The sequence below is a fragment of the Pseudorhodobacter turbinis genome, from assembly GCF_005234135.1.
GTDB lineage: Bacteria > Pseudomonadota > Alphaproteobacteria > Rhodobacterales > Rhodobacteraceae > Pseudorhodobacter > Pseudorhodobacter turbinis.
Genome location: NZ_CP039964.1, coordinates 900355 through 925887 on the forward strand (window position 1 = coordinate 900355; position 25533 = coordinate 925887).

Consider the following 25533-nt stretch of genomic DNA (forward strand, 5'->3'; position numbering starts at 1 on the left):
GGCCGGACGCCCGGAATTCTTGAGGAAGCGGGCACGCCAATGGTTGAAGCAACAATGAAACCTACCGAAGAAATCTCTGTTCGTGAAGTTTTCGGCATTGATACCGATATGAAGGTCAAGGGCTTTGCGGAACCGACCGACCGTGTGCCTGCAATCGATCCGACCTATAAGTTTGATCCCGATACGACTTTGGCGATCCTTGCTGGCTACGGCTATAACCGCCGCGTCATGGTGCAAGGGTACCACGGCACGGGAAAATCCACGCACATCGAACAGGTTGGCGCACGGCTGAACTGGCCCACCGTACGCGTCAACCTCGACAGCCACATCAGCCGGATCGACCTGATCGGTAAGGATGCGATCAAGCTGCGAGACGGCAAGCAAGTAACCGAATTTCACGAAGGCATCTTGCCTTGGGCGCTGCGCAATCCTGTGGCGATCGTGTTTGATGAATATGACGCAGGCCGCGCCGATGTGATGTTTGTGATCCAGCGCGTGCTGGAACATGACGGCAAGCTGACATTGCTGGACCAGAATGAGATCATCACACCGCACCCGTCCTTCCGTCTGTTTGCGACCGCCAACACCGTGGGCTTGGGCGATACCACCGGCCTTTACCACGGCACCCAACAAATCAACCAAGCGCAGATGGACCGCTGGTCGCTGGTCGCGACGTTGAACTACCTGTCGCATGACGCCGAGACCAATATCGTCCTGTCCAAGAACCCGCATTACAACACCGAAAAAGGCCGCAAGGAAATTGGCCAGATGGTCACCGTCGCCGATCTAACGCGCACGGCCTTCATGAACGGCGATCTTTCCACCGTGATGAGCCCGCGCACCGTGATCACATGGGCCGAAAACGCGCGGATCTTTAAGAACATTGGCTATGCCTTCCGGCTGACCTTCCTCAACAAATGTGACGAGCTGGAGCGCCAGACGGTTGCCGAGTTCTATCAGCGCTGCTTTGACGAGGAACTGCCGGAATCGGCCGCGTCGCAGGCGATGAAGTAACGTCCTTCGGGGGAACCCCCACCGTCACCGGAATGGCGGGGGAAACCCCGCCCTATAGGGGCCGAAATTTATGTCCAAACCAACCGATAATCCCGCCGATCCGTTCAAGAAAGCCTTGGCAGAGGCGACAAAGGTCATGGCCAATGACGCGGAGCTGAACGTCACCTATTCGGTGGACCCCGCAGGCATGACCAAGGAAGGCATGCGCCTGCCCCAAGTCAGCCGCCGGATGACCCGCGATGAGGTGTTGCTTGCCCGCGGCACGGCCGATGCTTTTGCCATGCGCCACAAATATCACGATGATGCCACGGCGGTGAAATACGCCCCAACCGGCAGTCTCGCGCGTGAGATTTACGAGGCGATGGAAACCGCCCGCTGTGAGGCGGTAGGTGCGCGTGACATGCCCGGCACCGCAGGCAATATCGACGCCAAAATCGGCCATGAGGCCAAGCGAAAAGGCTATGCTGAGATCACCCAAGCCGCTGACGCCCCGCTTGCCACGGCGGCAGGATATTTGGTGCGGCATCTGGCCACCGGGCGCGACCTGCCAGCGGGGGCCGATAACGTCATGGAACTGTGGCGTGGCTTTATCGAGGAAAGCGCCTCGGAGACTTTGGACAACCTCGACAACGTGCTTGACGATCAGGCTGCTTTTGCGCGCCTCGCCCGTAAGGTGATCGCGGATCTTGGCTATGGCGACCAGCTTGGCGATGACCCCGATACCGAGGAAGAAGACCAAGACAGCGGCGATGAGGCCGAGCAGGAGCAGCAAGAAGAAAGCGGCTCTGACGACGACAGCCAAGACGACGAGAACGACGCCTCGGCCGAGCAATCGCAAGAGGAACAGCAAGACGCCTCCCAAGCGCAAGTATCGGAGGACGAATCCTCGGATATGGAGCAGGGCGAAGAAGCGGAGATGCCCGAGGGCGAAGCCCCGATGGAACCGCCACCCCCCGCGCCCCATTCCGACGCTGATCCCAGCTATGTCGTCTACACCACTGATTTCGATGAGGAAATCCGTGCCGAAGATCTGGCCGAAATTGCCGAGCTTGAACGCCTGCGCGCCTATCTTGACCAGCAGCTAGAGCCTCTAAAGGGTGCCGTATCGCGGCTTGCCAACAAGCTGCAACGCCGTCTTCAGGCACAGCAAAACCGCAGCTGGCTGTTCGATCTGGAGGAGGGTACGCTGGACGCGGGCCGTCTGGCGCGGGTCGTGGCCAACCCGACCACGCCGCTGTCGTTCAAACAGGAAAAAGACACTGAGTTCCGCGATACCTGCGTAACTTTGCTTTTGGATAACTCGGGGTCGATGCGGGGGCGTCCGATCTCTATTGCCGCGATTTGCGCCGATGTTCTGGCCCGCACGCTAGAGCGTTGCTCAGTCAAGGTGGAAATTCTTGGCTTTACCACCCGCGCTTGGAAGGGCGGGCAAAGCCGCGAACGCTGGCTGGGTGCAGGGCGCGAACAACAGCCCGGCCGCCTGAATGATTTGCGTCACATCATCTATAAATCCGCCGATGCACCTTGGCGGCGCGCGCGTCCCAATTTGGGCCTGATGATGAAAGAGGGCTTGCTGAAGGAAAACATCGACGGAGAGGCGCTTGAATGGGCGCACCGCCGCATGTTGGCCCGCCCCGAGGCGCGCAAGATCCTGATGGTGATTTCAGATGGCGCGCCGGTCGATGATTCCACCCTTTCGGTCAATCCCGCCAACTACCTTGAAAAGCATCTGCGCGATGTGATCGGCATGGTCGAGAAACGCAAAGCGATAGAGCTGATTGCCATCGGCATCGGCCATGACGTCACCCGCTATTACGACCGCGCGGTCACGATCACCGATGTGGAACAACTTGCCGGCGCGATGACCGAACAGCTTGCGGGATTGTTCGACACCGATCCGCGCAAACGCGCGCGTGTACTGGGAATGAGAAACGTAAAATGAGCTTTCAAACCTTCACCGCCAGCGCTGATCCGTCCCAAGGCCCCGCCCGTCTGCAAGCCTTGCGCGAAAAGCTGCGGCTTGAAGGGTTGGACGGTTTCATCATTCCCCGCGCCGATGCGCATCAGGGCGAAAATGTTGCGCCCCGCGATGATCGTTTGCAGTGGCTAACGGGGTTTACCGGCTCGGCGGGGTTTTGTATCGTGCTGCCGGATGTGGCGGGGGTGTTCATCGACGGGCGCTATCGCACACAGGTGAAAACCCAAGTGGATCTGGCACATTTCACTCCCGTCCCCTGGCCCGACATCAAGCCCGGCCCGTGGATCGCGGAGCACCTGCCCCAAGGCCGCATCGGCTTTGATCCATGGCTCCACACCCCCGACGAGATTGCGGCAATCGAGGCCACACTGGCAGGGCCGGCGGTTACACTGTGCCCCAGCGCCAATATGGTGGATGCGATCTGGCCCGATCAGCCCGCCCCCCACTTGGGCCGCGCCTTCATCCATCCCGATGCTTTGGCGGGCAAAACCAGCGCGCAGAAACGTGCGGATCTGGGTGCACAACTGCAAAAAGCAGGCCAAACCGCCGCCATCATCACCCTGCCCGACAGCCTGTGCTGGCTGCTCAATATTCGCGGGACGGATGTACCGCGCACGCCGGTCTTGCACGGCTTTGCCATCCTGTTTGCCGATGGACACGTCAACCTGTTCACCGCCCCCGAAAAGCTGGACGGAGCCACGCGCGCCCATCTTGGCGATCAGGTCACGATTTCTGCACCCGCCGCCTTTGTGCCCACACTTCGTTCCTTGCAAGGGCCGGTGCGGGTTGACCGCGCAACAGCCCCCTTGGCGGTCTCGCTTGAATTGGAGGAGCCTGTCTGGGGCGATGACCCTTGCCGCCTGCCCAAGGCCTGCAAGACCGGTGCCGAGATCGCAGGCGCCCGCGCGGCCCATCTGCGTGACGGTGCCGCGATGGTTGAATTCCTGTGCTGGCTGGAGGCGCAGGCCCCAAGCGGCAAGCTGACCGAGATTGACGTTGTCAGGCAGCTCGAAGCCTATCGCCGCGCCACGAACCAGCTACATGATCTGAGCTTTGAGACCATCTGCGGCGCGGGCGAACATGGCGCGATTATGCATTACCGCGTGACCGACGAAAGCAACCGCCCCGTCACGCCCGGCGAGTTGCTCTTGGTTGATAGCGGTGCACAATACCGCGATGGCACCACCGACATCACCCGCACAATGGCCATCGGCCCCCTGCCCCAGGGCGGGGCAGAGGCCTATACCCGCGTGCTTCAAGGCATGATTTCCCTGTCACGGGCGCGCTGGCCCAAAGGGCTGGCAGGGCGCGATCTTGATCCGCTTGCGCGCTATCCGCTTTGGCTGGCAGGGATGGATTTCAACCATGGCACCGGCCACGGCGTGGGGGCGTTTCTGTCGGTTCACGAAGGCCCGCAGCGTATCTCCAAGATGTCCGAAGAGCCCTTGCAGCCCGGCATGATTGTGTCAAACGAGCCGGGATATTACCGCGAAGGCGCCTTTGGCATCCGGCTGGAGAACCTGATCGTGGTGACGCCTGCCGCCAAACTGGCGGATGACCGTGACCAGCTTTGCTTTGAAACACTAACCTTTGTGCCCTTTGACCGGCGCTTGATCGATCTGGCAATGCTTGCCCCCGGAGAGCGTGACTGGCTCAATGCCTATCATGCCGAGGTCGCGGCCAAGATCATGCCGCTCGTCTCGGCCCCTGCAGCGGAATGGCTAAAAAAGGCCTGCGCGCCGCTTTAAACCGTGGCAGCGGCGGTTTGTCGAATACGTTCGACCATAGCGCGAACACCGTTTGACCGCTGCGCCGACAGATGTTCGTCCAGCCCCAGCCGTGCCAGTTCGGCCCCCGCATCGACGCGCAGTACATCGGTAACAGTCAACCCCGCATAAAGCCCATGCAAAACCGCGATCAGCCCGCGCACGATCATCGCGTCGCTTTCGCCGTCAAAGCGGAAAATGGCATCCGGCCCCTGCCCTTCAATCTGCGGGTGCAACCAAACCTGACTGGCACAGCCGTCAACCTTCAGGCTTGGCACCTTGAAGGCCTCATCCAGCGCGGGCATCGCTTTGCCCAGATCGATCACATGGCGATAACGGTCTTCCCAATCCTCCAGAAACTCGAAGGTCTCGGCGATCTCTTCAAAGGCGGCGGTGGCCATAGTGTTGCTCCGTTTCCATTTCCACGCAGAGGTAGCGCCCTACGCGCCAAAGGTCCAGCTTTGCGCGCAGCAAATGCTTTCCAAATGCCGCGCTATGGGCTACCCAAGAGGCAACAGATAATAGGGAAAGCCGCTATGAACAGACCGCTGGTCGCAGCCCTTTGCGCAACTTTGGCCCTCGGGGCCTGCTCCACCGTGGGGAAATCCCGCCTGAACCCGATGAACTGGTTCGGCGGATCAGAGGAAACCCAGGTGGTGACGGTCGAGGGCAAGCCCGTTGATCCGCGCCCGCTGATCACCCAGATCACCGATCTGAAGCTGGAGCGCATGCCCGGCGGTGTAATTATCCGCGCCACCGGCCTGCCGCCAAGCCAAGGGTTCTGGGATGCCGAACTGGTGGCCCGTCCGGTCGAAGATGGCCAGATCACCTATGATTTCCATGTCTTCCCGCCCGTGCCCCCAAAAGCCGCCTCCACCCCGCAATCGCGGGAGGTGACGGTGGCCAGCTATCTGTCGAACACCAAGCTTGAGGGCATCCGCCAGATTACCGTGCAAGGCGCGACCAACGCCCGCAGCAGTCGGCGTTAAGACCAAAACGCCCTCCTTGTTTTTCAAGGGGGGCTATTTCTTGGCAACCTCCAGCCGCAAGGGCACCGTTACGCGAAACGCACCGCCCCATTGCCCCGGCAAATAGCTGATGGTGCCGCCCAGATTGGCCATCACCTCACGGCAAATCGCAAGACCAAGCCCCGCCCCGCCCGCCTTGGTCTGATCGGTCAGCCGTGCGAACTTCTCGAATATAAGCGCTTGTTTATCCTTGGGAATACCCGAACCGTTATCGATGAAGTCCACCGTCACCCTGCCGCCCTTTTGCCGCACGGAAATGCGCAATTCCGGGTTGGTCGCATCGCAATATTTGCGCGCATTGGAGATGAGGTTGATGAACACCTGTGTCAGCCGGTCACTGTCGGTGCGCAGAAAAATCTCTTCGGTCGGCAGGTCGCGATGGATGATAAATTCCCGCTCGGGTCGGGTATGACAGGCCGCCGCCATCGCACGGTCAATCATCCCGCGCAGACTGCTCAGGTCCAGATTAAGCTGCACGGTGCCGCTTTCCAGCACGCTTAGATCCAGCAAATCATCCAAAAGCCGCGTCAGCCGTTTGGTTTCATCATGGATCACATGGCCGTATTTCGTGACCAATACGCCCGGTAAATCACCCTCGGTCAGAATTTCTGAAAACGCACGGATAGAGGTCATGGGCGTACGCAGCTCATGGCTGATCTGGCTTAGGAAGGCGTCTTTTTGCACCGAAAGCGTGGTCAGCTTGTCATTGGCATCACGCAGCTGGCGCGCGGTGCGGGTCATCTCTTCGCGCTGTTCTTCCAGCTTCGACGAGTATTCCTTGATCTGGGCGGCCTCATTGGCCACGGCCATCAGATCCTCGACCGAGACAATCGCCCGTCCCGCAATCTGCGAGATCATCGCATGGGCCGTCGCCGCCCCGACCGATCCCGCAAGCCTGCGTTCCAACAGGTCGATGAACCCTGACGTCGGATCGGGCAGATAGCCTGCACGCCCTTGGGCGCGGGCCTCGGCCTCAAAGAAACCAAGCGCCTCTTCATCGCCCAGAATACGCTGCGCCATGACCAGCAAATCCTCGGCCCCCGCCCCACCATGAGAGGCCCAGCCGTGCGCGTTGCCGCTGTCCACCTCGAACACATTGACAAAGGCCGCGCCCTGAAACCGTTCGACAGGGCCGGGGAACGTCAGCAAAGACCCCACACAAAAGGTGAATGTATTCAGCGCGATGGACCAAAACAGCGCATGGATCAGCGGGTCCATACCCGCCACACCAAACAGCGCTTGTGGACGCAACCAGCCAAGGCCTAGCGGCCCCTGCACCAGTATTTGTTCCGACAAAACCCCATCCGCCCCGAAAGAGGGCAAGAACAACGTATAGGCCCAAACCGCAAACCCAAGGCACAGCCCCCAGATGGCACCCGTCCGCGTGGCCCCGCGCCAAAAGATGCCGCCCAGCATGGCAGGCAATATCTGCGCCACCCCCACGAATGAGATCAACCCGATAGAGGCAAGCGCCTCGGCCCCGCCCGAGCTTTGATAATAAGCAAAGCCCAAGCCCAGAATCGCCAAAATCGACAGCCGCCGTGACAAGAGCATCAACCGCCGCACATCCCCCGCCACCGGCTTGGCCGGCCGCAGAGACAGCCAAAGCGGCATCGCGATATGGTTCGAAACCATCGTTGCCAGCGCGATTGAGGCCACAATCACCATTGAAGTGGCACTTGAAAACCCGCCCAAGAACGCCAGCATCGCAAGCCCGCCCTGCCCTTGACTTAGCGGCAGCGTCAGCACAAAAAGATCAGGGTTGGAGCCTTCTGGCATCAACTCCAGCCCCATAACGGCGATCGGGATGACAAAGAGGCTCATCAACAACACGTAAAGCGGAAAGGCCCAGCTTGCGGTCGCCAGATGCCGCTCATCGCTGTTTTCCACCACCAGCACCTGAAACATCCGCGGCAAGCAGATCACCGCCGCCGCCGAGAGGAAAATCAACCCCGTCCAGCGCGAGGGCTTCATATGCCATTCGGCCATCTGGCTGGCATCGATCCGCGCCAGAATATCAGCAGGCCCGTCAGCCAGCCCCCAGATCACGAAGACCCCTACCGCGATCAGCGCCAGCAGCTTGACCACCGCCTCTACGGCGATGGCGGTGACGATGCCGGTGTGCTGCTCATTGGCGTCAAGGTTGCGGGTGCCGAACAGGATGGTAAAAATCGCAAGGCCGATTGTCACCCAAAGCGAGGTGACATCGCCGTCCGGCTTGGCCCAACCATCCGCCGTGGCGCTGGCAAACACCCCGAACGACAGCGTAACCGACTGAAGTTGCAACGCAATATAGGGCGTGGAGGCCGTGACGCAAATAAGGGTGACGATCACGCCCAAAAGGTTGGACTTCCCGAACCGGCTGGAGATCAAGTCAGCAATAGAGGTCACCCGATACTGCCGCCCGATCCGCACCAGCTTGCGCAGCACCCACCACCAGCCGACAAAGACAATCGTCGGCCCCAGATAGATGGTCATATATTCCAGCCCCGACCGGGCGGCATAACCAACGGCGCCGTAAAACGTCCATGCCGTACAATAGACCGACAGAGACAACGTATAAACCAATGGCGAACGCAGCCATTTCACCGCCCCGCGGGCGGCCCGACGTTCGGCCAGAAAGGCCACACAAAACAGCATGATGACATAGGCGAGCGAGGCAAAAACCAGCAGGTTGAATGGCATGTTACCCTTTGTCCTCATCAGGGGGGGTATCGCCAAGCGTCAAGCGTCGCGCCAGAACGGCGGCGGCGATGATCAGGCACAACCAGACCACGAACAGATAAATCGCATCCAGCCCGGAGCTGCGCAGATCGCTGCCCGCCTGCCCCCAAAGCATCGGCAAAATGATCAGAAACACCGCCAGAATCGGCAACAGCCGTGCCGCATCCCGCAACCGACGTTGGCGGTAGCTTTGCGGCGCAACATAAAGTGGTTTGTTCATCGCCTCCCCCATCCCCTTTTCCCGACTATCGCGGGTTCGGCGCGGCCTGTCAAAATGCGTCTAAGCGATCTCGGCAATAATCGACGGTTCGCGCCGCGCAACACAGCCCGCACGCGGACAAATCCGGCAAGAGCTGCCAACCGCTAGCGCCGCTCCCGTTCGCTCCACCATAGAGGGCGCGATCAACATGGCCGCATCGCGCACCTGCGGCCCCGAAAACCCCTGCGGATAGCTAAGCGCGCAATAGGCCCGCAATTCAAAGCGTTGAGGGTTCAGACCCGGCATCTCGGCCACGGCGGCGACAGGGTGGGCGGGGCAAGATAACGCTGCATAAAGCGGCCACAGCGGGCAGGCCGCCCCTTGGCGCGGCAGGGTGAACCCGTCCACCGGTTTGCGCATGATAAGCGCGCCGGACCCGTCGCAAAGAACCAAGCCTTCGGTCGCATCGGGCCGGAACGCCAAACGCCGAAACACCCGCAGCACATCGCAGCCAAAGCGTTGCGCAAGCAGCAAAGGGTCGTTCCCGTCAGCCAAGGCTGCCTCAAATTGCGCCAGCGGCAAATGGCGCGCATCCTCGGCCGCCTGCGCCACCCATGCGCGGGCCAAAGACCGCGCCGCCCCTGATGCGAGATCCGCAATCCGCGCCTTCAACGCGTCAGGCCCCGCACCGCCCGTTTCCAGTTCCGAAAAATGCCACCCATGTTCGGCCAGCCATGTTTCCAGCTCTTCTTGCGGGGCGGCCACGCCGGTATCGGCCTCTTGCTCGGACCCATCCAGATAGGCGACCAGTGCCTCCGCCCCTGCGGCAAGGCGTTCGCTATCGGCATGAAGGTTGGCGTGAAATCGCGCGCGCCAGCCGGGGTCGATATCTTCGGTTTCCGCCAAAATCGCAGCCGTTGACCGGACAGAGCTTACCGCCGAGAGCATCTCATGCAGGGCTTGGGACAGGTGCGGGTCATGGCCGATCCTGTCGTTCAACGCCGCCACCATGCGTTCCAGATGCCCGATACGACGGTACTGCCCCGCCAGCAGATCCGCCCAGCCCGGAAAGCGGCCCAGAAATTCATCGAGCCGCTCCACCTCGGGCTTTGGGCCTTGTGCCGCCGTCGCCGCCGCGCGCAACTCCGGCGACAGCCCACCCTCGGCGCCTTCGGCCAGATGCGCCGCATCCACCCCCAAGATCTTGGCCAGCTTGGCCAGAACCGCCTCGGAAATACGCCGCCGGTTATGTTCGATCAGATTGAGGTAAGAGGCCGATATCCCCACAGCCCGCGCCAGATCGGCCTGCCCGATCCCCGCCGCCAAGCGACGTTCCCGCACGCGACTGCCTGTCAAACCTGTCAATGGCATCGGCTAACCCCCTCTATTCTGCCTGAATTTACACCATTTGCAAAATTTTACAATTTGCATTGACAGTCTTATGTCCCCACGCAGCAAGTTCCTCGCCAGCCACGGATGCAAACTACGTCTTGGCTCCTCTGGGCTCAGTCGCAATCATAAGGGTGGGGGACGGCCTCATCACCAAATATCTATTGCGCCGGGGCACGGCCTTAGCCTGCCCAAACACTCAACTGCGCGCGCGAATGCCAAGTGACCAAGGCCAACAAGGTCTCGCCGTACAAAAGGAAAAAGATCGAAATGCTGTTCGCCCACCTCAGGCATATACGGAACCTCATTCGGCTCAGGTTTCGAGAGCCGAATGGAGCCAAGGACCAAACGGCCGCCGTGCAGCACAAAGTTCAGAAATTTTCGAAACACTTGACCCATTGACTGCACTTGGGCAGGTGCGGGCTTTGCTTAGCAAAGGGTCCAGCATGTCCAGCGGCGCAAGATCGCGCAATTCGATCTGGCGCCGCCTTTCCGATTGATCCGCATCGAAGAGGAAAACGGCTTCGTCAAACCAGATGGCCCCATCATTGCCCATGACACGGGAAAGGCACCAGATTGTTTTCCGGCAGTTCTTTTCGCATCAGACGCTTTTTTGGCTTCTGCGCCCCTTTCTTTCGGATCGAAATCCCTTATGCTGTACCCAACCTTCAGAAAGGACACCGCATGGCCCGCACGATCGAATACGGCAACCTTATGCACAACGCCATGCGCGGACTTATCCAGACCGTTTTGACGGATGTTTCCAAGAACGGCTTGCCCGGGGATCATCATTTCTTCATCACCTTTGACACCACGCACCCAGAGGTTGAAATCGCCGATTGGTTGCATGCCCGCTACCCAGAGGAGATGACAATCGTCATCCAGAACTGGTTTGACAACTTCGAGGTCACCGACAAAGGGTTTTCCATCACCCTCAACTTCGGCAACAACCCCGAGCCGATGATCATCCCCTTTGATGCCCTGCGCACCTTCGTTGACCCGTCAGTGGAATTCGGCCTGCGGTTTGAAACCTCCGATGACACCGATGAGGATGACATCGAGCTGGCCGAGGTCGAGGAAGAAGAGAATACGCCGCATAATGCCGAAGTTGTCTCGCTCGACAAATTCCGCAAGTAGCCCCAGAAAGTTCCACCCCTTATGCTGGCCGACCTTGCGTTCTTTCTGAAACAGGCGGTTTTACAGCCAAAACAAACTTCGTCTCTGGTGCCATCCTCAAAGGCCTTGGCGGCGGCTATGGCATCGCATGTGGGCGCGGATACGGGGCCTGTGGTGGAATTTGGCCCCGGCACGGGCATCATCACCAAGGCCATCCTTGCGCATGGCGTGGCCCCTGAAAACCTGACCCTATTTGAGATGAACCCCAGTTTTGCCGCGAACCTGCATGACCGTTTTGCGGGCGTCAAAATCCATGTTTCCGGCGCACAAGAGGCGCCCGACCTGATGCCCGCAACCGTGGGGGCTGTCGTTTCAGGATTGCCGCTTTTGTCGATGCCAAGCTGGCTGCGCCGCGACATCGTTGCCGCCGCCTTTAAAATCATGCGCCCCGAAGGCGTTTTCATTCAGTTCACCTATGGTCAGAAAATGCCCCTCTCGGCCGAAGGGTTGGACGCCTTGGGCTTGCAGGCCACAAAGGCGCAAAAGGTCTGGCGCAACTTGCCGCCGGCGCAGGTTTATTTGCTGCGCCGCGCCGATGTCTAAGGCTTTGCCGCGCTGTGGCGATTGATTTCCGCGCCCTAGCGGCCTAATAAGACGCAAATTTTGCAGGAGAGCATGATGTCCGCAACGCGTACCGAAACCGACAGCTTTGGCCCCCTTGAAGTCCCCGCGGACAAGTATTGGGGCGCACAGACCCAACGCTCTATCCAGAACTTCCCTATCGGCTGGGAACGTCAGCCCGTCGCCATCATTCGCGCGCTTGGCGTGATCAAAAAGGCCTGCGCTTTGGTGAACAAAGCCCAAGGCGATATGCCCGCCGATCTGGCCGATACCATTGCGGCGGCCGCCCAAGAGGTGATCGACGGCAAGTTTGATGACAACTTCCCGCTGGTTGTCTGGCAAACAGGGTCCGGCACGCAAAGCAACATGAACGCGAATGAGGTGATCTCTAACCGCGCGATTGAGATGCTGGGCGGGGAGAAGGGCTCCAAAAAGCCTGTCCACCCGAATGACCATTGCAATATGGGCCAATCGTCCAATGACACCTTCCCCACCGCGATGCATGTCGCCACGGGGATGATGGCGCGTGATGTGCTGCTGCCGGGGCTGGAAAAGCTGCATGCCGCCTTGGCCGCCAAATCCGAAGAATTCAAGGATATCATCAAGATCGGTCGCACCCACACCCAAGACGCGACGCCACTGACGCTGGGTCAGGAATTCTCCGGCTATGCCCATCAGGTTGCCAAGGGGATCGAGCGGGTCAAATCCTGCCTGCCCGATATCTATGAGCTGGCACAGGGCGGCACCGCCGTTGGCACCGGCTTGAACACCCGCGTTGGTTGGGATGCCCGTGTAGCCGCTGAAATGGCAAATATCACCGGCCTGCCTTTCGTCACCGCCCCGAACAAGTTCGAGGCACTGGCAGCCCATGACGCCATGGTGATGATGTCGGGCGCGCTGAAAACCGTGGCGGGAAGCCTGTTCAAAATCGCCAATGACCTGCGTTTTCTTGGTTCCGGCCCGCGCTCGGGTCTTGGCGAATTGATCCTGCCGGAAAATGAGCCGGGATCCTCGATCATGCCGGGCAAGGTGAACCCGACCCAGGCCGAGGCGCTGACCATGGTTTGCGCCCATGTCATGGGCAATGATGCGGCCATCGGCTTTGCCGGTTCCCAAGGGCATTTTGAGCTGAACGTCTATAACCCGATGATGTCTTATAACCTGTTGCAGAGCATGCAACTTTTGGGTGATGCGGCGGGTTCGTTCACCGATAATATGGTTGTGGGAACACAGGCCAACACCGCCCGCATCGACAAGCTGATGAAGGAATCGCTGATGCTGGTCACGGCGCTGGCCCCGACCATCGGCTATGACAATGCGACCAAGGTTGCCAAAACCGCGCATAAAAACGGCACGACCCTGCGCGAAGAGGCAATCGCCCTTGGCCTCGTCGATGGCGAAACCTTTGACCGTGTGGTGCGTCCCGAAGATATGATCGGCCCAAAGGGCTAAGATGACGGCCAAGGTCCTCAGCCTCGCGCGGGCGCGCAAACAGCGAGACCGCAAAGCGCGGGCCGCGCAGGCTGATGCCAATGCCGTCAAATTCGGCCGCACAAAGGGCGAAAAGCAGGCCGATGAGGCCGCAAAGCAGAAATCGGGGCGCGCCTTGGATGGTCATGCGCGCGACCCCGAAGACGGATCATGAGCCGCGCCTCGGAGCGGCCTGCCAAACGGTCGCTAACATTGCGGGGCCACCGGACATCGGTCTCGTTGGAGGCAGAGTTCTGGCAGGCCTTTCGCGACATCGCCAGTGAACGCGACCTGACCATCAATGCGCTTGCGATTGAGGTGGACGAGTCCCGCCAGACCGATATCGGCCTTGCCTCTGCCATCCGGGTTTTTGTGCTGAACCATTACCGTCAAACCAAATCCTAATCCCGCCTCTTGCGGAAAGGGCTGAAAAAGCCGAGGCTGCCCGCTGTGGAATGCAAGCAACCCGCCAAGGAGCTGTCGATGAAGATCGCATTATGGCAGACGCCCCCGCATCACGATGTGCAAGCCGCGCTCGAACAGCTTTCCAAGGCGGCACAGCATGCCAAAGCGGCAGGGGCGCAGTTGATGGCCACGCCGGAAATGGCATTGGGCGGCTATAATATCGGCCCCGATAAATGTGCGGACTTGGCAACGCAGGCTGATGGGCTGATTGCCGCAATCAAGGATATCGCCACGCAGCACGACATTGCTCTTGTCGCAGGCCTTGCCCTGCCCGGACCTGATCGGCCCTTCAATGCTGCGATCGCGGTGGATGGTTCCGGCAATGATCTGTGCCGCTATCACAAAACCCATCTTTACGGCGATGTGGATCGTGCGCAGTTTACGGCAGGTAACGCCTTGTCTCCCCTCTTTGATCTGCACGGTTGGCGCATCGGTTTGGCGATTTGCTATGACGTGGAGTTCCCCGAGGTGACAAGGTCCATTTCCCTGCAAGGCGCTGATCTGATCCTTGTGCCGACCGCCAATATGGCCCCCTTTACCAGTGTCGCCACACGGCTTGTCCCTGCACGGGCCGAGGAAAACGCCGTTTTTCTGGCCTATTGCAACTATGTCGGCCAAGAGGGCAGCTTTGCCTATTGCGGATTGTCTTGCGTTTGCGGCCCCGATGGCAATGACCTTGCGCGCGGCACAGCATCAGGTACGGATGTGCTGATCGCCGATCTTGACCGTGCTGCACTGGCGGACTGCCGCGCAGTGCTGACCCACCTTACCGACCGCCGCCCCGAATTATACGGCGCCCAAAAGGAACTATCACATGATGAATAAGGTCTCTGTCTTCGGGCCGGATTTCCCCTTTGCCTATGACGACTGGATCACACACCCAAAGGGCTTGGGGCATCTGCCTGCGTCGGCCCATGGTGCCAAAGTGGCAATCATCGGATCGGGGGCTGCGGGGATTATCGCGGGCTATGAGCTGATGAAGCTGGGCGCGCGGCCCATTGTGTTCGAGGCGGGACAATTCGGCGGCAGGCTGCGCTCTCAACCATTTGAGGGGGCGGATGGTGTTATTGCCGAGCTGGGCGGGATGCGGTTTCCGGTCTCCTCCACCGGGTTTTACCATTATGTGGAAATGCTGGGCATCGAAAGCAGGCCTTTTCCCAACCCGTTGACAGAAGCGGCAGGCTCCACCGTCATCGACCTTCTGGGCACATCGCATTACGCAAAAACCCTTGCCGATCTGCCCGTGCTGTTTCAAGAAGTGGCCCGCGCCTATGACAAGGCGCTGGAGGATGGCGCCAATTTCACCGCCCTGAAACAGGCCATCCGTGACCGTGACAACGCCCGCATCAAAGAGATCTGGAACCCCATCGTCAAACAATGGGATGAGCGTACCTTTTACGATTTCGTCGCCTCCTCTGAGGCGTTCAAGGCGCTGTCCTTCCATCACCGTGAGGTTTTCGGGCAGGTCGGGTTCGGCACCGGCGGCTGGGATTCCGATTTCCCGAACTCGATGTTGGAAATCTTGCGGGTCAATGTGACCGAATGTGATGACCATCAACGCTATATGGTCGGCGGCGTCGGCCAGGTTCCGCGCAAACTATGGGAGCATGCCCCCGAGGCGATCACCCATTGGCCCAAAGGCACGACGCTGGCCAAGCTGAACGGCGGGGCCACACGCGCCGGTGCCGTGCGCATCAAGCGGCTGGAGAACGGCAAAATCCAAATCACCGACCAATGGCAGCGCGCGGAGGAATTCGACGCGGTGCTTGTCACCTGCCAGAGCCATCTTTTGTCGATCGCCATCGACACCGAGGAAAGCCTCTTTGCCCAAGACCTGTGGATGGCGCTGGACCGCACCCGCTATATGCAATCGGCCAAGACCTTCGTCATGGTGGACCGCCCGTTCTGGAAAGACCAAGACCCCGAAACCGGGCGCGATGTGATGTCGATGACCCTGACCGACCGGATGACACGCGGCACCTATCTGTTTGACAACGGGCCGGACAAGCCTTCGGTCATTTGCCTAAGCTATTCATGGATGACCGACGCGCTGAAGGTTCTGCCGCTGCCGGTTGAAAAGCGGGTGGATCTGGCCTTGTCCTCGCTCGCCCATGTCTATCCTGATCTGGATATCAGGTCGCATATCGTGGGCGATCCGATCACGGTAAGTTGGGAAAATGATCCGAATTTTCTGGGCGCTTTCAAAGGGGCTTTGCCGGGGCACTACCGCTATAACCTACGGATGTTCGGCCATTTCATGCAAGATGACCTACCCCCGCAAGAGCGTGGGATATTTTTGGCCGGCGATGGCATCAGCTGGACGCCCGCCTGGGTTGAGGGCGCGGTGCAGACATCCCTCAATGCGGTGGCGGGGATTATCCGGCATTTGGGCGGCGGCTTTTACCCCGAGAACCCATCGCCCTGCGACCATTATCCCGAATGGGGGCCAGTGCCTCTAGACAACTAATCTGGCAAGGGCGGCGCTGTCAATTTTCGACGCGTGCCGCTTGTCCATCGGGATATTGGCGACCTGCATCACCTTGGGGATACCCAGACGCGCAGCCTGCGCCTGCCAATCGGCAAGGCATCGCGCGTCGCCCTCCACCACCAGACAGGCCCCCGCTGCGGTTTCGATCAAGGCGCATCGGGTAACGCCTTCCCACCCCCGCGCGGCGACCTCGATCGGAAAGGGAAAGCTCGGCCCTTGCGGCAGGTCCACCTCTGTCCCGCTGCGCCCCAGCAGCCAAAGCCTGCCTTGCGCATCAACATAACCCGCATCGCCCGTCCGGTGCCAAATCACCCCGCCATCATGGACCTTGTTCTCGACGTCATGCGCCGGATCGAGGTAGCCGGAGTTGACATGCGCCCCCGCGACCTGAACCTCATCATCAACCACCCGCAGATCAAGCCCCGCCACGGGCTGCCCGACCAGCAGCCCCTTCCCCTCTGTCATCCTGCGATTGTCATCGGCACTGATATCGGCCGCATCCAGATGGGCAATCGGCTCTGCCTCGGTAGAGCCATAGACGCAAACAAGGCGCAGATCCTTTTTGCCCGCCGTCAGTCGCCGCATCAGATCGGGGAAAACCGGCCCCCCACCGGTAAAGATCGTATGCAACGTGGCCGGGATCGCCGTCTCTACCAGCTTTTCGCATAGCGACGGCGGCATAAGGGCGCGCGTTACGGATTGGCGCGCAAGCCACTGCGCAAGGGTGGCGGGTTGCAACCGCGACAGGCGCGACATCTTCCAATTGGGCAAGATTGATGTCCGGCCACTGGCGATATTGATCAACACGAACACCGGAAAGCTGACAAGATCCCGCTCTGGCGCATCGCTATGCAGCATGGGGGCGATGGCGCGGTGTTGTGCGTCAAGAAAGCCGTGGCTGCGCGGAATCGCCTTGGGCAGGCCGCTGGTGCCAGAGGTGAAGGAGATCAGCGCAATATCGTCCGCATCAGGTGCGGGCAGATCGGGCCTTGTGCCGCGCGATTGCTTGGGCCGCAGGTGGCGCAAAGGCCACAGTTCCGGCAGCGCAAACTTCAACAACCCAAAAGCGCCCCCGCTGCAAAAGGCCGATACCCCCCCAAGCTTTGCGGCATGGCGCAGCCCCGCAAGGCCCATTGCCGGTTCAGGCAAAACCACCGTTGCCCCCAGCGACCAAAGGGCCGCAAGCGCTGCATAAAGGTCGGCATCAAGCGGCATGGCAAGCAAGACCCGATCCCCCTTGCGAATGCCGCGCCGATGCCAGCCGCTTGCCAACGCATCGGCGCGGGATTTAAGCTGCGCAAAACTGACCTCGCGCCCTTTGCCATCCACAATCGCAATCCTTTCGGGATGGCGCGCAACAGCGGCGGCGAAATCCGACAGCAGGCTAGTCATCCAGAACCAGCCCGAACAAACCATAACGACGAAAGACTTCTGCCCCTTCGGCCGCGCTGCGCAATGCAGAAAGATTATCTTCATGGATCAGCGCATGGATGGCGGTGTCATAGCCCTCGGCCACGGCGGCCTTGTGAAACGCATAGGCCAGATGCTGCCCCGCCCCTTTTTCCAGGCTGGCATAGGTTTTTAAAATGGCGCTGCGGGGCTTTGGGCCTTCGGCATAATTCGGGGTGCCGAACAAAAAACCCGCCAAGCTTTGATCCGGCCGGCGGGCGAAAAAGATCAACTCACGCTTTAGCAGCGGCACCATGGGCATATACATCGCCAAAAATGCATCCCGCCCAATCGGTTTGTAAAAGGCGTTGCGGGAAAATGCAGCAGTCGACAGTGTGAACACCTGATCAAATAGCGCTTCGGGATTTGTGCCGTCCCATGGTGTGACCTCAAATGCCGCTGTCGTCGGGGGGGCCGTCAGGGCGGTTTGCGTAAGCGGCACACGGGCCGAGAAATAACTGCTGATCTGGGCAAAGCCCGCGTCTTGCATGACTTTCAGCGCGACGGGGTTTTGCGCAGGCTCCATCAAGAACTCCGGGCTGCCGTCGCTTTGGGTCACGAAACGGTAGCTGTGCCATGTGTCGCCCTCCATCGGGCCGATGACACGGCGCAGCCCCGCCTCACGGATAAAGGCAAGGGCCTGGGCCAATACATCCGCCCCCGCCGCAGCCGTCTTGCACGTGAACGCCCCCAACGCCGCGGCGGGCACACCCTCCCATTCGGGGGCATCCAGATAGGCGGTGATCTTTGCGCCATCGGCACGGAAAACCTGTTGTGTCATGCGGAAATACCAATCGAGATCAAATAAGTAGAAAGCGGGATCACAAGCGCCAGCAGCGTCAGCTTGCCCACACGCGCCCGCAAAAACCATTGCGGACAGAACGAAGGAACAGCAGCCGCCAGAAAAAGACAACCCAGCACCACCGGCCACATCGCCCCGTTCCAGTTCGATGCATCCGGGTTCAGGCTGATCACCCCCGCATAAAGCAGACAGATCGCCCCCGCCTCGGCCAAAAGGCCCGCAATGCGCAGCGCAGGCCTTTTTGGTGTCAGGGCAAGCGCGCTTAACCCCAGCGTCATTCCCATCGCCGTCATCCCGTAAAAGCTGACGGCATTCCATCCGCTTGCCGTGCCCAAGGTCAGCCAGCCAAAGCTGACAAGGGCCAGCGCCGCGACGACATCAAGATCGGGGAGCTTGGCCCCGCACGGGGCGGCACTGCGCGCCCATGCGTGCGCAGCAAGTACCAAAATGGGCAGCAGTGCATTTTGTACCATCGTCACCGCAAGCAGCAAAAAGACGGTGATAACATAGACATGCGCCGCGTGTTTGCTTAGCCCGATCCGTGGTGCGACGGTTCTGAATATGATGATGCTAATAGCGAAAATGCCTGCAAGGGTCAGCAATTCCGCCAAGGGGCTTGTCGCGTGAACCGACAGAAACACCAGCAAGCCAAGCGGGAGAAAAAAGTTGTCAAAGCCGCGCCAACTGGTGGCCTCGACCAAGGTGCCAAACCCCGCGACCATGACAGACAGCACGATGATATTCAGCGGGGCAAGGCCCGTCATGACCATCAGGCAAAGAATAGATATCAGCAGGGTGACAAAGAAAAAGACAACGCTGCCCTCGATGCTTTTGATGCCATCCTCGATCTTGAAAAAGCGGGTGCCATAGGTGCTGCCAGCCAAGGCGGCGGCGGCATCGGCAAGGGTCAAAACCGCGATTGGCAAAACGTAAAGATAGAGCCGGTCCTGCGCCAGAAACAGGCACAGCCCAACCGAGATCGCCAAAAGCAGATCCCCGTAAGAACTCCGCCCGACCCCGTGCAAGGTCTTTCCCAAGCGCGAATTCGGCAAGCGCAACACCAGCATCACGCCAAGCGTCACCCCCACCAAAAGATAGACCGGCCAACGCTCGGGAAACAGCCACGGCAGCACCAGCGCATAAAGCCCGGTGCCGATATGGATCAGCTTGCGCTGCACCTCGGCGCCGATCTGCCATTTTGCCGCAAGCTGGCGCACCACACCCATCAGCCCCAGCAGAACCGCGACCGAGGCCAGCGCCAGCATGAGTTGCCAGAACGCGCTCACCCTTTGACCTCTTCCACGACCAGATCGGAATAAAAGAACGCCTTGTCGCGCGGTTTCAGCCGATCCTCGATATCGCTGCGGGTTGTCACCTTATCCGCAAAAGCCTGCGGGACGCGGCGCGGTGCCATCATGTTCCAATAGACCAAGCGCGCACCGGGGGCCGAGGCGCGCAGGATGCTGCCATAAACCTGTGCAAAGACCTCGGGCGACATATATTCGAAAATATCGGACAGGTTGAAACCGTCTGCCTTCTCGCCGGTTGAAATGAAAGCCTCCAGCGATCCGGGACGAATGTCGAGCCGGTCCAGACGGGATTTGATCACCTCGAAATGCTCGGCCCGCCAGGTCATCGGCAGGGCCTCGCCATGGGTGCCCTTCATGATCCAGTGGAGATAGGAGTTTTGCGCCGGATCGCCAATAACAGCCGCATGATGGATACGACGCGCGACATGCTGTGCGGGGCTGCCCTCGACATGGTCGAAAAAGGCCTTGTCCCGCCCCATCCGCCCCATAACAAAACGCGAGAAAAAAACGTTCAGCAACAGCCGCCAGCGCCATGTGTTGAACCACCTGTCAAGGAACGCCTGACGAGCCGCCTTGGGGCGCGACACAAAAATCGCGTCGATCGTTTTGCGGGAATGGACCAAGGGCAAAAGCCGGGTTCGGAAAATACGGAAGTAACGCTCAAACTTGCCGACGCCGCCCGCGCCATGCAGGGCGACCTCATCGGCCAGAGTGTTCCAGAACGCCTGCACCTCAGGGGCGGCCCCCGCCAGCGCCTTGACCAAAAGCACCTTGCGCTCGGTCGAAGGGCGCGCGCCCATCAGTGCCAGAAACTCCGCATGATCCAGATTGCGAAACATGCCAATCCGCAGCTGAAGACATGCAATCTGGGCCGGAGACAGATCCACCACCACGACCTTCTTGGGGTCCAATGTCAGCATTGCAAGCGCATTGTCACCGGCAGAACATATCGACACCAAGGTGCCGCCTGCGCAATCCCCCAAGCCTTCGGTCAGCACATCGGCATCCTCCCAAAGCTGGGCATAGCGGATGTGGTCAAAGGCGGCCTTGGCCTCAATCTCAGATCTCTGCATCACGACGCTCCACCAATCCGGTTGCCCCGTCAACGGTAAGGGTTTCACCGTCCCTGATCCATTGCGTCGCCCCCTTGAGGCCCACCACACAAGGGATACCCAACTCCCGCGCCACAATCGCGGAATGCGAGAGCAGTGACCCCCGCTCCACCACAATCGCGGCGGCATTGGAAAACACCGCAATCCAGCCCGGATCGGTATGGCGGGCGACCAGAATATCACCGGGGGTCAGGGATTCGGTCCGCGGGTCGCGGATCACCCTTGCCCGCGCCGTCACCTGCCCCGCCGAACAGCCCGTACCGCTGCGCGCGGCCGCATTGTCCTGCACGGTGGGGATATGGTTCCACAGCGGCGCGATGGCCGGCCCGCGCAGCTCTATCCGTTCCGGCGGGTCCGGGCGTTTGGCGGCGGCCATATCTTCGGCCTTGCGCAGCGCCACAAGCGCTTTGAGGTCCGGCGACAGCCCATAGCCCTCTACCGCGCCGAGCAGCTCATCCTTGGTCAAAAAGAACACATCGCGCGGGGCGGCCAACAGGTCACGGGCGGCAAACTCCCGTCCAAGAGCAAGGAAAACGCGGCGGGTATAGCCAAAGATGCGCGTCCTCTCGAACCGCAGGTTCTCGCGGTCCCGCACACGGTTCTTGGCCCAGCCGATCAGCCATTTTGCAACCAGCCGTTTGACCGGATTTTTAGAAAACAGCGCCTTCCAGTCCGGCTCTGCCGGGATGTGTTGCGCCACGGGGCCGCGCGCGGCACTGGCCGCAATCGCCTGTAGCAGGCTAGAGGGATCATCGGTCAAAGGGATGCTCTCCAGCTTCAGCTCTTCGGTGCAGCGGTCGCCGAATTTATCCAGATAGGCCTGCACCTCGGCAGCAATCTGGGGGTGCTCGTCAAGCGCCGCCAGTCCCTGTTCGCGCAGCGCATCCGCAAGCCCTGCCGCCCCGACCATTTGCCCCAGTCGGGCGATACGCTGTGCAGGCTCGGCGGAAATGATATCGCCCTGCCCGATCATAACATCATTATGCAGGCGCAACCCCTCTGGCCCCAGCCATTTCTCCAACAGATTGCGTGAGGCGCCAAAGGCGATCATGCACAGAAAATCATTGACCAAGGGGGCATCCCAGCGGTCCAGTAGGCTGCTCTCGATCCGGCGGTATTCGGCGGCAAGTGCCGTTGGCCCCGCCGTGCCGGCATCAAACCCGCTGCCCAGCGCCGCATTCAAACGCCCGTAAAAGCGCGCCCGCGTGCGTGGCAAGCGGACGGCCTGCCAGATCAGACCGCCGCCCACCTTGACCAGCTTCAGATATTCCAACACGCGGGCAGCACCCTGTGCCGGAGGCGGGCCGATTGCATCGGTAACCTCAGCGGGCATCGGCGTTGCAACCCCCATCATGGTTTCCATATAGGCCCGGTTCAGCGAAAACCCCGGCAACAGGGCCAGCGCCTGATACCAGTTGACAAGGTTGTAATAGACCCGCCCGTCAACCCGCCCCAGCATATTGCCAAAGACCGCCGCATTGGCGTCAATCCGGGCCTCGGGCACCCCCAAAAGCGTAACAAACGCCCGATACACCCGCGCATAGATATGCACCGCAAAAGAATAGGTTAGCGGGCTGACCATGCCGGGATAGCTTTCGACGATGTTGGAATTGTCAAAGATTGTCAGGGCCGTGTCCGGTTGCGGTGGCGCAAGCAGCGCCGTCGTGATCGGCCGCGATTGCAGGATATGCAGCCCCTCGGCGTCAAAGGCCCATTCGATATCTTGCGGCGTGCCAAAGGCCGCCTCGGCACGGCGGGCAAGGTCGGCCACTTGGGTCGCTTGCTCCGGGGTCAGAACCTCAGGCACGGCAGGTCCATGCACGATGCTGCCCACGGTCCAATCCTCACCGTCTTCCTCGCCCGAGACCAGACGTTCCCCCAGCCCTGCGATAGCCGAGATGACAACCTTATTGCGCAGCCCGCTGACCGGATCGGCGGAAAAGGCGACCCCTGCGGATATGGCATCAATCATCCGCTGCACAATCACGGCAGGCCCCTCGGCCTCGCCGCCCGATTTCACCGCGCGGTAGGTTGCGACGGTTTCCGAAAATCCCGATTGCCAGACTTGCCCCGCCGCCTTCCAGACATCCCCCCGCGCCACATTCAGGTGCGTGTCGAACTGCCCGGCATGGCTGTTTTGTGCGCCATCCTCGGCACGGGCCGAGCTGCGAACGGCATAGGGCCCAGCGCCCAATGCGGTAAGGGCAGCCTCCAGCCCGTTTGGCTTTGCACCTGCCTCAAAGGCCTCGGCGCGGATCACAAAGAAGGCCGGAGGGTTGAACCCGAAACCGGCCAGCCGTGACAGGGCTGCGGCCTTGCCGCCAACCACATCTACGTTCGTTGCCGCCTCTTGGGGGATCACAAATGAACTCATATCGCCCTCATCAAAACCGGAACAAAGCCTGCGATGCCATAGCAGGCAAAAACCCATAGGCCCGCGACCTTATCCATACGCTTTTCCGCGCTTGGTGTTGGCGCGCGGGCATAATGCCGCGCCGCGCCAAGGCAGACCAGAACACCCGCACCGCCCAATACAAAGCTGATCCAAAACATCCCCGTTGCCGCCGCCACGCCCAGCAAGAACCCGAAGGAGAAGAGCACACAAGCCCCCCAGACAAGCGCCGCGTGCCGTGGCCCCCACAGGCGGGAATATGTCTCTACGCCGGTGATTTCGTTTTCGGGGGACCAAAGTTTGCGGCCAACCTCCAGCACACAGCCGTTCACAAAGGACAGCGCCAGAAACATCCACAGACCGCTGGCTGCACCACCACCGGGCATCCATTCAAGCCCCGTCAGCAACAGATCGATCAACGGCATGATCGCCATATGGCTGAGCAAATACAGCAAGGGGCGCGCCTTGAGCCAAGCGGCCACGCCAAATTCCGCGGTCATCGCCGCCAGCCATATCCAGACCAGCGCCAAAAGCCATAAAACCGGCGGATGCCATAAAAACGCCGCCAAAGCCGCCACAGGCAGCGAGGCCACCCCAAGCCAGACGATCAAGCGCAGGGAAACCAACCCACGCGGAATGGGACGGTTGGGCCGAAAGCGGCGGTCGTCCTCAAGGTCCTTATATTCGTCGCAAACGCGCATCTGGAAAAACAACATCATCGCAAGGGTGAACCCTGCCAGAAACGCACCCGCGCCGGGCAGTGACCGCCCCGCCAGCTCTGCCGAGACACAAATGCTGGCCGCCGAAAACACCGCCAAAAGTGGCACCGTCTTGAATAGCGGAAAGCGTTCCGCCTGATAGGTCCAAAGGGCAGAGAGGTTCATCTTTGGCGCGCCAGTTGTTCGTGAGCGCGGGTGAAATGGCCCGCCGCGATGGCCGCGACAATAGAGATCTCACCGCACAGACAAGTTGCCGCCGCCACCTCGGCCAGTGCGGCGCCTTTGCCCGCCCCCTTTAGCCCCAATATGTTCAGCCCCGCTGACTGGCTGGGCAGGGATGTCCCGCCCCCGACCGAGCCGACAAGGATATTCGGCATCGTGACAGAACAGAACAAATCCTCGCCGCGTGGCTCCATTCGGGTAATGCCAATGGCGCTTTCTGCGACGCAGGCCGCATCTTGCCCGGTGGCGATGTACAGCGCGGCCAACCCGTTGGCAAAATGTGCCTGCGTGCCCAACTGCCCCGACAGATGCGCGCCCAGATTGGCCACCTGACCATAATCCAGCATCGCCTGCACCGTTGTGCCCAACGTTTTTTCCACAACACTGGCAGGCAGGGTGACTGAGGCGCTGACCTTGCGCCCCCGACCTGTGACCAAGCCCAGAAACGACGCCTTCTTGTCGCCTGAAAAATTGCCCTCGATATACCATGCCTTCATCGCAATCGGGCAGCGTGCGGCGATATCCTCGCACAGCGCGTTCGTGGCGATGGTCACCATATTCTGCCCCGCAGCATCGCCCGTGGTGTAGCGACAGATCAAAAAGACAACATTGTTGTCGATCACCGGCTCGACCGAGATCAGCTTGCCGTGACCGGTGGTCCCTTCGGCGGCGGCCTTTAACGCGGCGACCTCTTGCACGACCCATTCCACGAACATGCCTGCGTCAAGCAGGCCGTCAAACACAAAAGCAGGCGTGCGGATCACCCCCTCATAAAGCAAGGCCGTGCTGATGCCCCCCGACTTGCTTGCCGCATAAGCCCCCCGCGCATAAGAGGCGACCAATGCCGCCTCGGTAGTAGCCATCGGCACATGGTAATCGCCATGGGCATTCAGCCCGTTGATCCGCAAAGGCCCGATGATGCCCACCGGCACCTTCACCGTACCGATGAAGTTTTCAATATTCGCGCTGAAACGAGCAGGATCGGCCATGGTCAAGGGATCGGCTATCGCATCGTGATCCTCTGGCGTGGTGGTGGCCCCGAAGCGGTCCCAGTATTTCGCCACCGAAGCCGTGCTTGCCCGCCGCACCGTGCGCAGGGTGGCGAAGGCCGCCCCCTTGGGCAACAAACGCGCCCTCAAAGGTTCCGTCTGAAACCGGCTGCGGATCTTTTGCAGCATCTCAATGACATGCGAAGGGATTGTCATATAGCAAACTCCGGCTTTACTTTACGAATGAAACTCTCAAAAACGGACCGCATAATGCCGGAAC

22 protein-coding genes and 1 pseudogene are annotated in these 25533 nt (G+C 60.3%); 12 read left to right on the top strand and 11 right to left on the bottom strand.

From position 1 onward, the window contains the following. The first annotated feature begins 39 nt into the window (after positions 1-39). The 3 genes from cobS to EOK75_RS04255 all read left to right on the top strand — a co-directional run bounded on the left by cobS (position 40) and on the right by EOK75_RS04255 (position 4740). A complete protein-coding gene (gene cobS, locus EOK75_RS04245) occupies positions 40-1014 on the top strand; it encodes a cobaltochelatase subunit CobS (RefSeq protein WP_137194278.1) in 975 nt (324 codons plus the stop codon). Between the two features lie 70 nt (positions 1015-1084). Then, positions 1085-2956, top strand: a complete 1872-nt coding sequence (gene cobT / locus EOK75_RS04250; protein ID WP_137192722.1) for a cobaltochelatase subunit CobT — start codon at positions 1085-1087, stop codon at positions 2954-2956. After that, positions 2953-4740, top strand: a complete 1788-nt coding sequence (locus EOK75_RS04255; RefSeq protein WP_137192724.1) for an aminopeptidase P family protein — start codon at positions 2953-2955, stop codon at positions 4738-4740. Before cobT ends, EOK75_RS04255 begins: the two co-directional genes overlap by 4 nt. On the opposite strand, the gene EOK75_RS04260 is transcribed toward EOK75_RS04255, so the two are convergent. Then, positions 4737-5159 (bottom strand): SufE family protein, encoded by a 423-nt coding sequence (locus EOK75_RS04260; RefSeq protein WP_137192725.1) that lies wholly within the window; start codon positions 5157-5159, stop codon positions 4737-4739. The genes EOK75_RS04255 and EOK75_RS04260 overlap by 4 nt on opposite strands. A 135-nt stretch (positions 5160-5294) precedes the next feature. On the opposite strand from EOK75_RS04260, the gene EOK75_RS04265 reads away from it, so the two are divergent. Further along, the gene (locus EOK75_RS04265) at positions 5295-5747 is read left to right on the top strand and encodes a hypothetical protein (protein ID WP_137192727.1); all 453 of its coding nucleotides are present in this window, start codon (positions 5295-5297) and stop codon (positions 5745-5747) included. Between the two features lie 33 nt (positions 5748-5780). Here the strand turns inward: EOK75_RS04265 and EOK75_RS04270 are convergent, their stop codons facing one another. The 3 genes from EOK75_RS04270 to EOK75_RS04280 are packed head-to-tail and all read right to left on the bottom strand — an operon-like array spanning position 5781 to position 10080. Next, a complete protein-coding gene (locus EOK75_RS04270) occupies positions 5781-8471 on the bottom strand; it encodes an ATP-binding protein (protein ID WP_137192728.1) in 2691 nt (896 codons plus the stop codon). Position 8472: 1 nt separating this feature from the next. After that, a complete protein-coding gene (locus tag EOK75_RS04275; RefSeq protein ID WP_137192730.1) occupies positions 8473-8730 on the bottom strand; it encodes a hypothetical protein in 258 nt (85 codons plus the stop codon). A 60-nt stretch (positions 8731-8790) separates the two neighbouring features. Continuing rightward, a complete protein-coding gene (locus tag EOK75_RS04280; protein ID WP_137192732.1) occupies positions 8791-10080 on the bottom strand; it encodes a helix-turn-helix domain-containing protein in 1290 nt (429 codons plus the stop codon). 270 nt (positions 10081-10350) lie between these two features. Here EOK75_RS04280 and EOK75_RS21785 point away from each other — a divergent pair. The 8 genes and pseudogenes from EOK75_RS21785 to EOK75_RS04320 form a co-directional block, all read left to right on the top strand. Continuing rightward, positions 10351-10500 (top strand): annotated as a pseudogene (locus EOK75_RS21785) (IS5/IS1182 family transposase); the annotation flags it as partial. A 282-nt stretch (positions 10501-10782) separates the two neighbouring features. Beyond that, positions 10783-11235: an SspB family protein gene (locus tag EOK75_RS04290; protein ID WP_137192735.1), complete on the top strand. Its 453-nt coding sequence runs from the start codon at positions 10783-10785 to the stop codon at positions 11233-11235. A gap of 117 nt (positions 11236-11352) precedes the next feature. Continuing rightward, positions 11353-11817, top strand: a complete 465-nt coding sequence (locus tag EOK75_RS04295) for a class I SAM-dependent methyltransferase (RefSeq protein WP_168199144.1) — start codon at positions 11353-11355, stop codon at positions 11815-11817. A 75-nt stretch (positions 11818-11892) separates the two neighbouring features. Then, positions 11893-13287 (top strand): class II fumarate hydratase, encoded by a 1395-nt coding sequence (gene fumC / locus EOK75_RS04300; RefSeq protein WP_137192738.1) that lies wholly within the window; start codon positions 11893-11895, stop codon positions 13285-13287. Position 13288: 1 nt separating this feature from the next. Then, positions 13289-13480 (top strand): DUF4169 family protein, encoded by a 192-nt coding sequence (locus EOK75_RS04305; protein WP_137192739.1) that lies wholly within the window; start codon positions 13289-13291, stop codon positions 13478-13480. After that, positions 13477-13710 (top strand): ribbon-helix-helix domain-containing protein, encoded by a 234-nt coding sequence (locus EOK75_RS04310; RefSeq protein ID WP_137192740.1) that lies wholly within the window; start codon positions 13477-13479, stop codon positions 13708-13710. The genes EOK75_RS04305 and EOK75_RS04310 overlap by 4 nt, the downstream gene beginning before the upstream one ends. A gap of 78 nt (positions 13711-13788) precedes the next feature. Beyond that, positions 13789-14595 (top strand): carbon-nitrogen hydrolase family protein, encoded by an 807-nt coding sequence (locus EOK75_RS04315; protein WP_137192741.1) that lies wholly within the window; start codon positions 13789-13791, stop codon positions 14593-14595. Then, positions 14585-16237 carry a flavin monoamine oxidase family protein gene (locus EOK75_RS04320; RefSeq protein ID WP_240794018.1) on the top strand — a complete coding sequence of 551 codons (1653 nt, stop codon included), beginning with the start codon at positions 14585-14587 and terminating at the stop codon, positions 16235-16237. Before EOK75_RS04315 ends, EOK75_RS04320 begins: the two co-directional genes overlap by 11 nt. Here EOK75_RS04320 and EOK75_RS04325 read toward each other — a convergent pair. The 7 genes from EOK75_RS04325 to EOK75_RS04355 are packed head-to-tail and all read right to left on the bottom strand — an operon-like array spanning position 16226 to position 25469. Next, entirely contained in the window at positions 16226-17650 is a 1425-nt protein-coding gene (locus tag EOK75_RS04325; RefSeq protein WP_168199145.1) for an AMP-binding protein, read from the bottom strand. The two genes, EOK75_RS04320 and EOK75_RS04325, sit on opposite strands and share 12 nt — an antisense overlap. Next, on the bottom strand, positions 17643-18488 hold the full coding sequence (locus tag EOK75_RS04330; RefSeq protein WP_137192745.1) for a hypothetical protein: 846 nt from the start codon (positions 18486-18488) through the stop codon (positions 17643-17645). The genes EOK75_RS04325 and EOK75_RS04330 overlap by 8 nt, the downstream gene beginning before the upstream one ends. Further along, the gene (locus EOK75_RS04335) at positions 18485-19795 is read right to left on the bottom strand and encodes a hypothetical protein (RefSeq protein ID WP_137192746.1); all 1311 of its coding nucleotides are present in this window, start codon (positions 19793-19795) and stop codon (positions 18485-18487) included. Before EOK75_RS04335 ends, EOK75_RS04330 begins: the two co-directional genes overlap by 4 nt. Then, positions 19792-20892 (bottom strand): BtaA family protein, encoded by a 1101-nt coding sequence (locus EOK75_RS04340; protein WP_137192747.1) that lies wholly within the window; start codon positions 20890-20892, stop codon positions 19792-19794. Before EOK75_RS04340 ends, EOK75_RS04335 begins: the two co-directional genes overlap by 4 nt. Further along, the gene (locus EOK75_RS04345; RefSeq protein ID WP_168199146.1) at positions 20879-23305 is read right to left on the bottom strand and encodes a PEP/pyruvate-binding domain-containing protein; all 2427 of its coding nucleotides are present in this window, start codon (positions 23303-23305) and stop codon (positions 20879-20881) included. The genes EOK75_RS04340 and EOK75_RS04345 overlap by 14 nt, the downstream gene beginning before the upstream one ends. Beyond that, complete coding sequence (locus EOK75_RS04350) at positions 23302-24207, bottom strand: UbiA family prenyltransferase (RefSeq protein ID WP_137192750.1); 906 nt, start codon at positions 24205-24207, stop codon at positions 23302-23304. The genes EOK75_RS04345 and EOK75_RS04350 overlap by 4 nt, the downstream gene beginning before the upstream one ends. Beyond that, positions 24204-25469, bottom strand: a complete 1266-nt coding sequence (locus EOK75_RS04355; RefSeq protein WP_137192752.1) for a hydroxymethylglutaryl-CoA reductase — start codon at positions 25467-25469, stop codon at positions 24204-24206. Before EOK75_RS04355 ends, EOK75_RS04350 begins: the two co-directional genes overlap by 4 nt. Between the last annotated feature and the right edge of the window lie 64 nt (positions 25470-25533).

Excerpts from the sequence above, each read along its gene's own strand:
- EOK75_RS04355 (WP_137192752.1), bottom strand. The coding sequence starts at position 25,469 with ATGACAATCCCTTCGCATGTCATTGAGATGCTGCAAAAGATCCGCAGC.
- EOK75_RS04330 (WP_137192745.1), bottom strand. The coding sequence starts at position 18,488 with ATGACACAACAGGTTTTCCGTGCCGATGGCGCAAAGATCACCGCCTAT.
- EOK75_RS04270 (WP_137192728.1), bottom strand. The coding sequence starts at position 8,471 with ATGCCATTCAACCTGCTGGTTTTTGCCTCGCTCGCCTATGTCATCATG.
- EOK75_RS04280 (WP_137192732.1), bottom strand. The coding sequence starts at position 10,080 with ATGCCATTGACAGGTTTGACAGGCAGTCGCGTGCGGGAACGTCGCTTG.
- cobT (WP_137192722.1), top strand. The coding sequence starts at position 1,085 with ATGTCCAAACCAACCGATAATCCCGCCGATCCGTTCAAGAAAGCCTTG.
- EOK75_RS04320 (WP_240794018.1), top strand. The coding sequence starts at position 14,585 with ATGATGAATAAGGTCTCTGTCTTCGGGCCGGATTTCCCCTTTGCCTAT.
- EOK75_RS04340 (WP_137192747.1), bottom strand. The coding sequence starts at position 20,892 with ATGCAGAGATCTGAGATTGAGGCCAAGGCCGCCTTTGACCACATCCGC.
- EOK75_RS04310 (WP_137192740.1), top strand. The coding sequence starts at position 13,477 with ATGAGCCGCGCCTCGGAGCGGCCTGCCAAACGGTCGCTAACATTGCGG.
- EOK75_RS04350 (WP_137192750.1), bottom strand. The coding sequence starts at position 24,207 with ATGAACCTCTCTGCCCTTTGGACCTATCAGGCGGAACGCTTTCCGCTA.
- fumC (WP_137192738.1), top strand. The coding sequence starts at position 11,893 with ATGTCCGCAACGCGTACCGAAACCGACAGCTTTGGCCCCCTTGAAGTC.
- EOK75_RS04295 (WP_168199144.1), top strand. The coding sequence starts at position 11,353 with ATGGCATCGCATGTGGGCGCGGATACGGGGCCTGTGGTGGAATTTGGC.
- EOK75_RS04255 (WP_137192724.1), top strand. The coding sequence starts at position 2,953 with ATGAGCTTTCAAACCTTCACCGCCAGCGCTGATCCGTCCCAAGGCCCC.
- EOK75_RS04290 (WP_137192735.1), top strand. The coding sequence starts at position 10,783 with ATGGCCCGCACGATCGAATACGGCAACCTTATGCACAACGCCATGCGC.
- EOK75_RS04325 (WP_168199145.1), bottom strand. The coding sequence starts at position 17,650 with ATGACTAGCCTGCTGTCGGATTTCGCCGCCGCTGTTGCGCGCCATCCC.
- EOK75_RS04305 (WP_137192739.1), top strand. The coding sequence starts at position 13,289 with ATGACGGCCAAGGTCCTCAGCCTCGCGCGGGCGCGCAAACAGCGAGAC.
- EOK75_RS04345 (WP_168199146.1), bottom strand. The coding sequence starts at position 23,305 with ATGAGTTCATTTGTGATCCCCCAAGAGGCGGCAACGAACGTAGATGTG.
- EOK75_RS04275 (WP_137192730.1), bottom strand. The coding sequence starts at position 8,730 with ATGAACAAACCACTTTATGTTGCGCCGCAAAGCTACCGCCAACGTCGG.
- EOK75_RS04265 (WP_137192727.1), top strand. The coding sequence starts at position 5,295 with ATGAACAGACCGCTGGTCGCAGCCCTTTGCGCAACTTTGGCCCTCGGG.
- EOK75_RS04315 (WP_137192741.1), top strand. The coding sequence starts at position 13,789 with ATGAAGATCGCATTATGGCAGACGCCCCCGCATCACGATGTGCAAGCC.
- EOK75_RS04260 (WP_137192725.1), bottom strand. The coding sequence starts at position 5,159 with ATGGCCACCGCCGCCTTTGAAGAGATCGCCGAGACCTTCGAGTTTCTG.
- cobS (WP_137194278.1), top strand. The coding sequence starts at position 40 with ATGGTTGAAGCAACAATGAAACCTACCGAAGAAATCTCTGTTCGTGAA.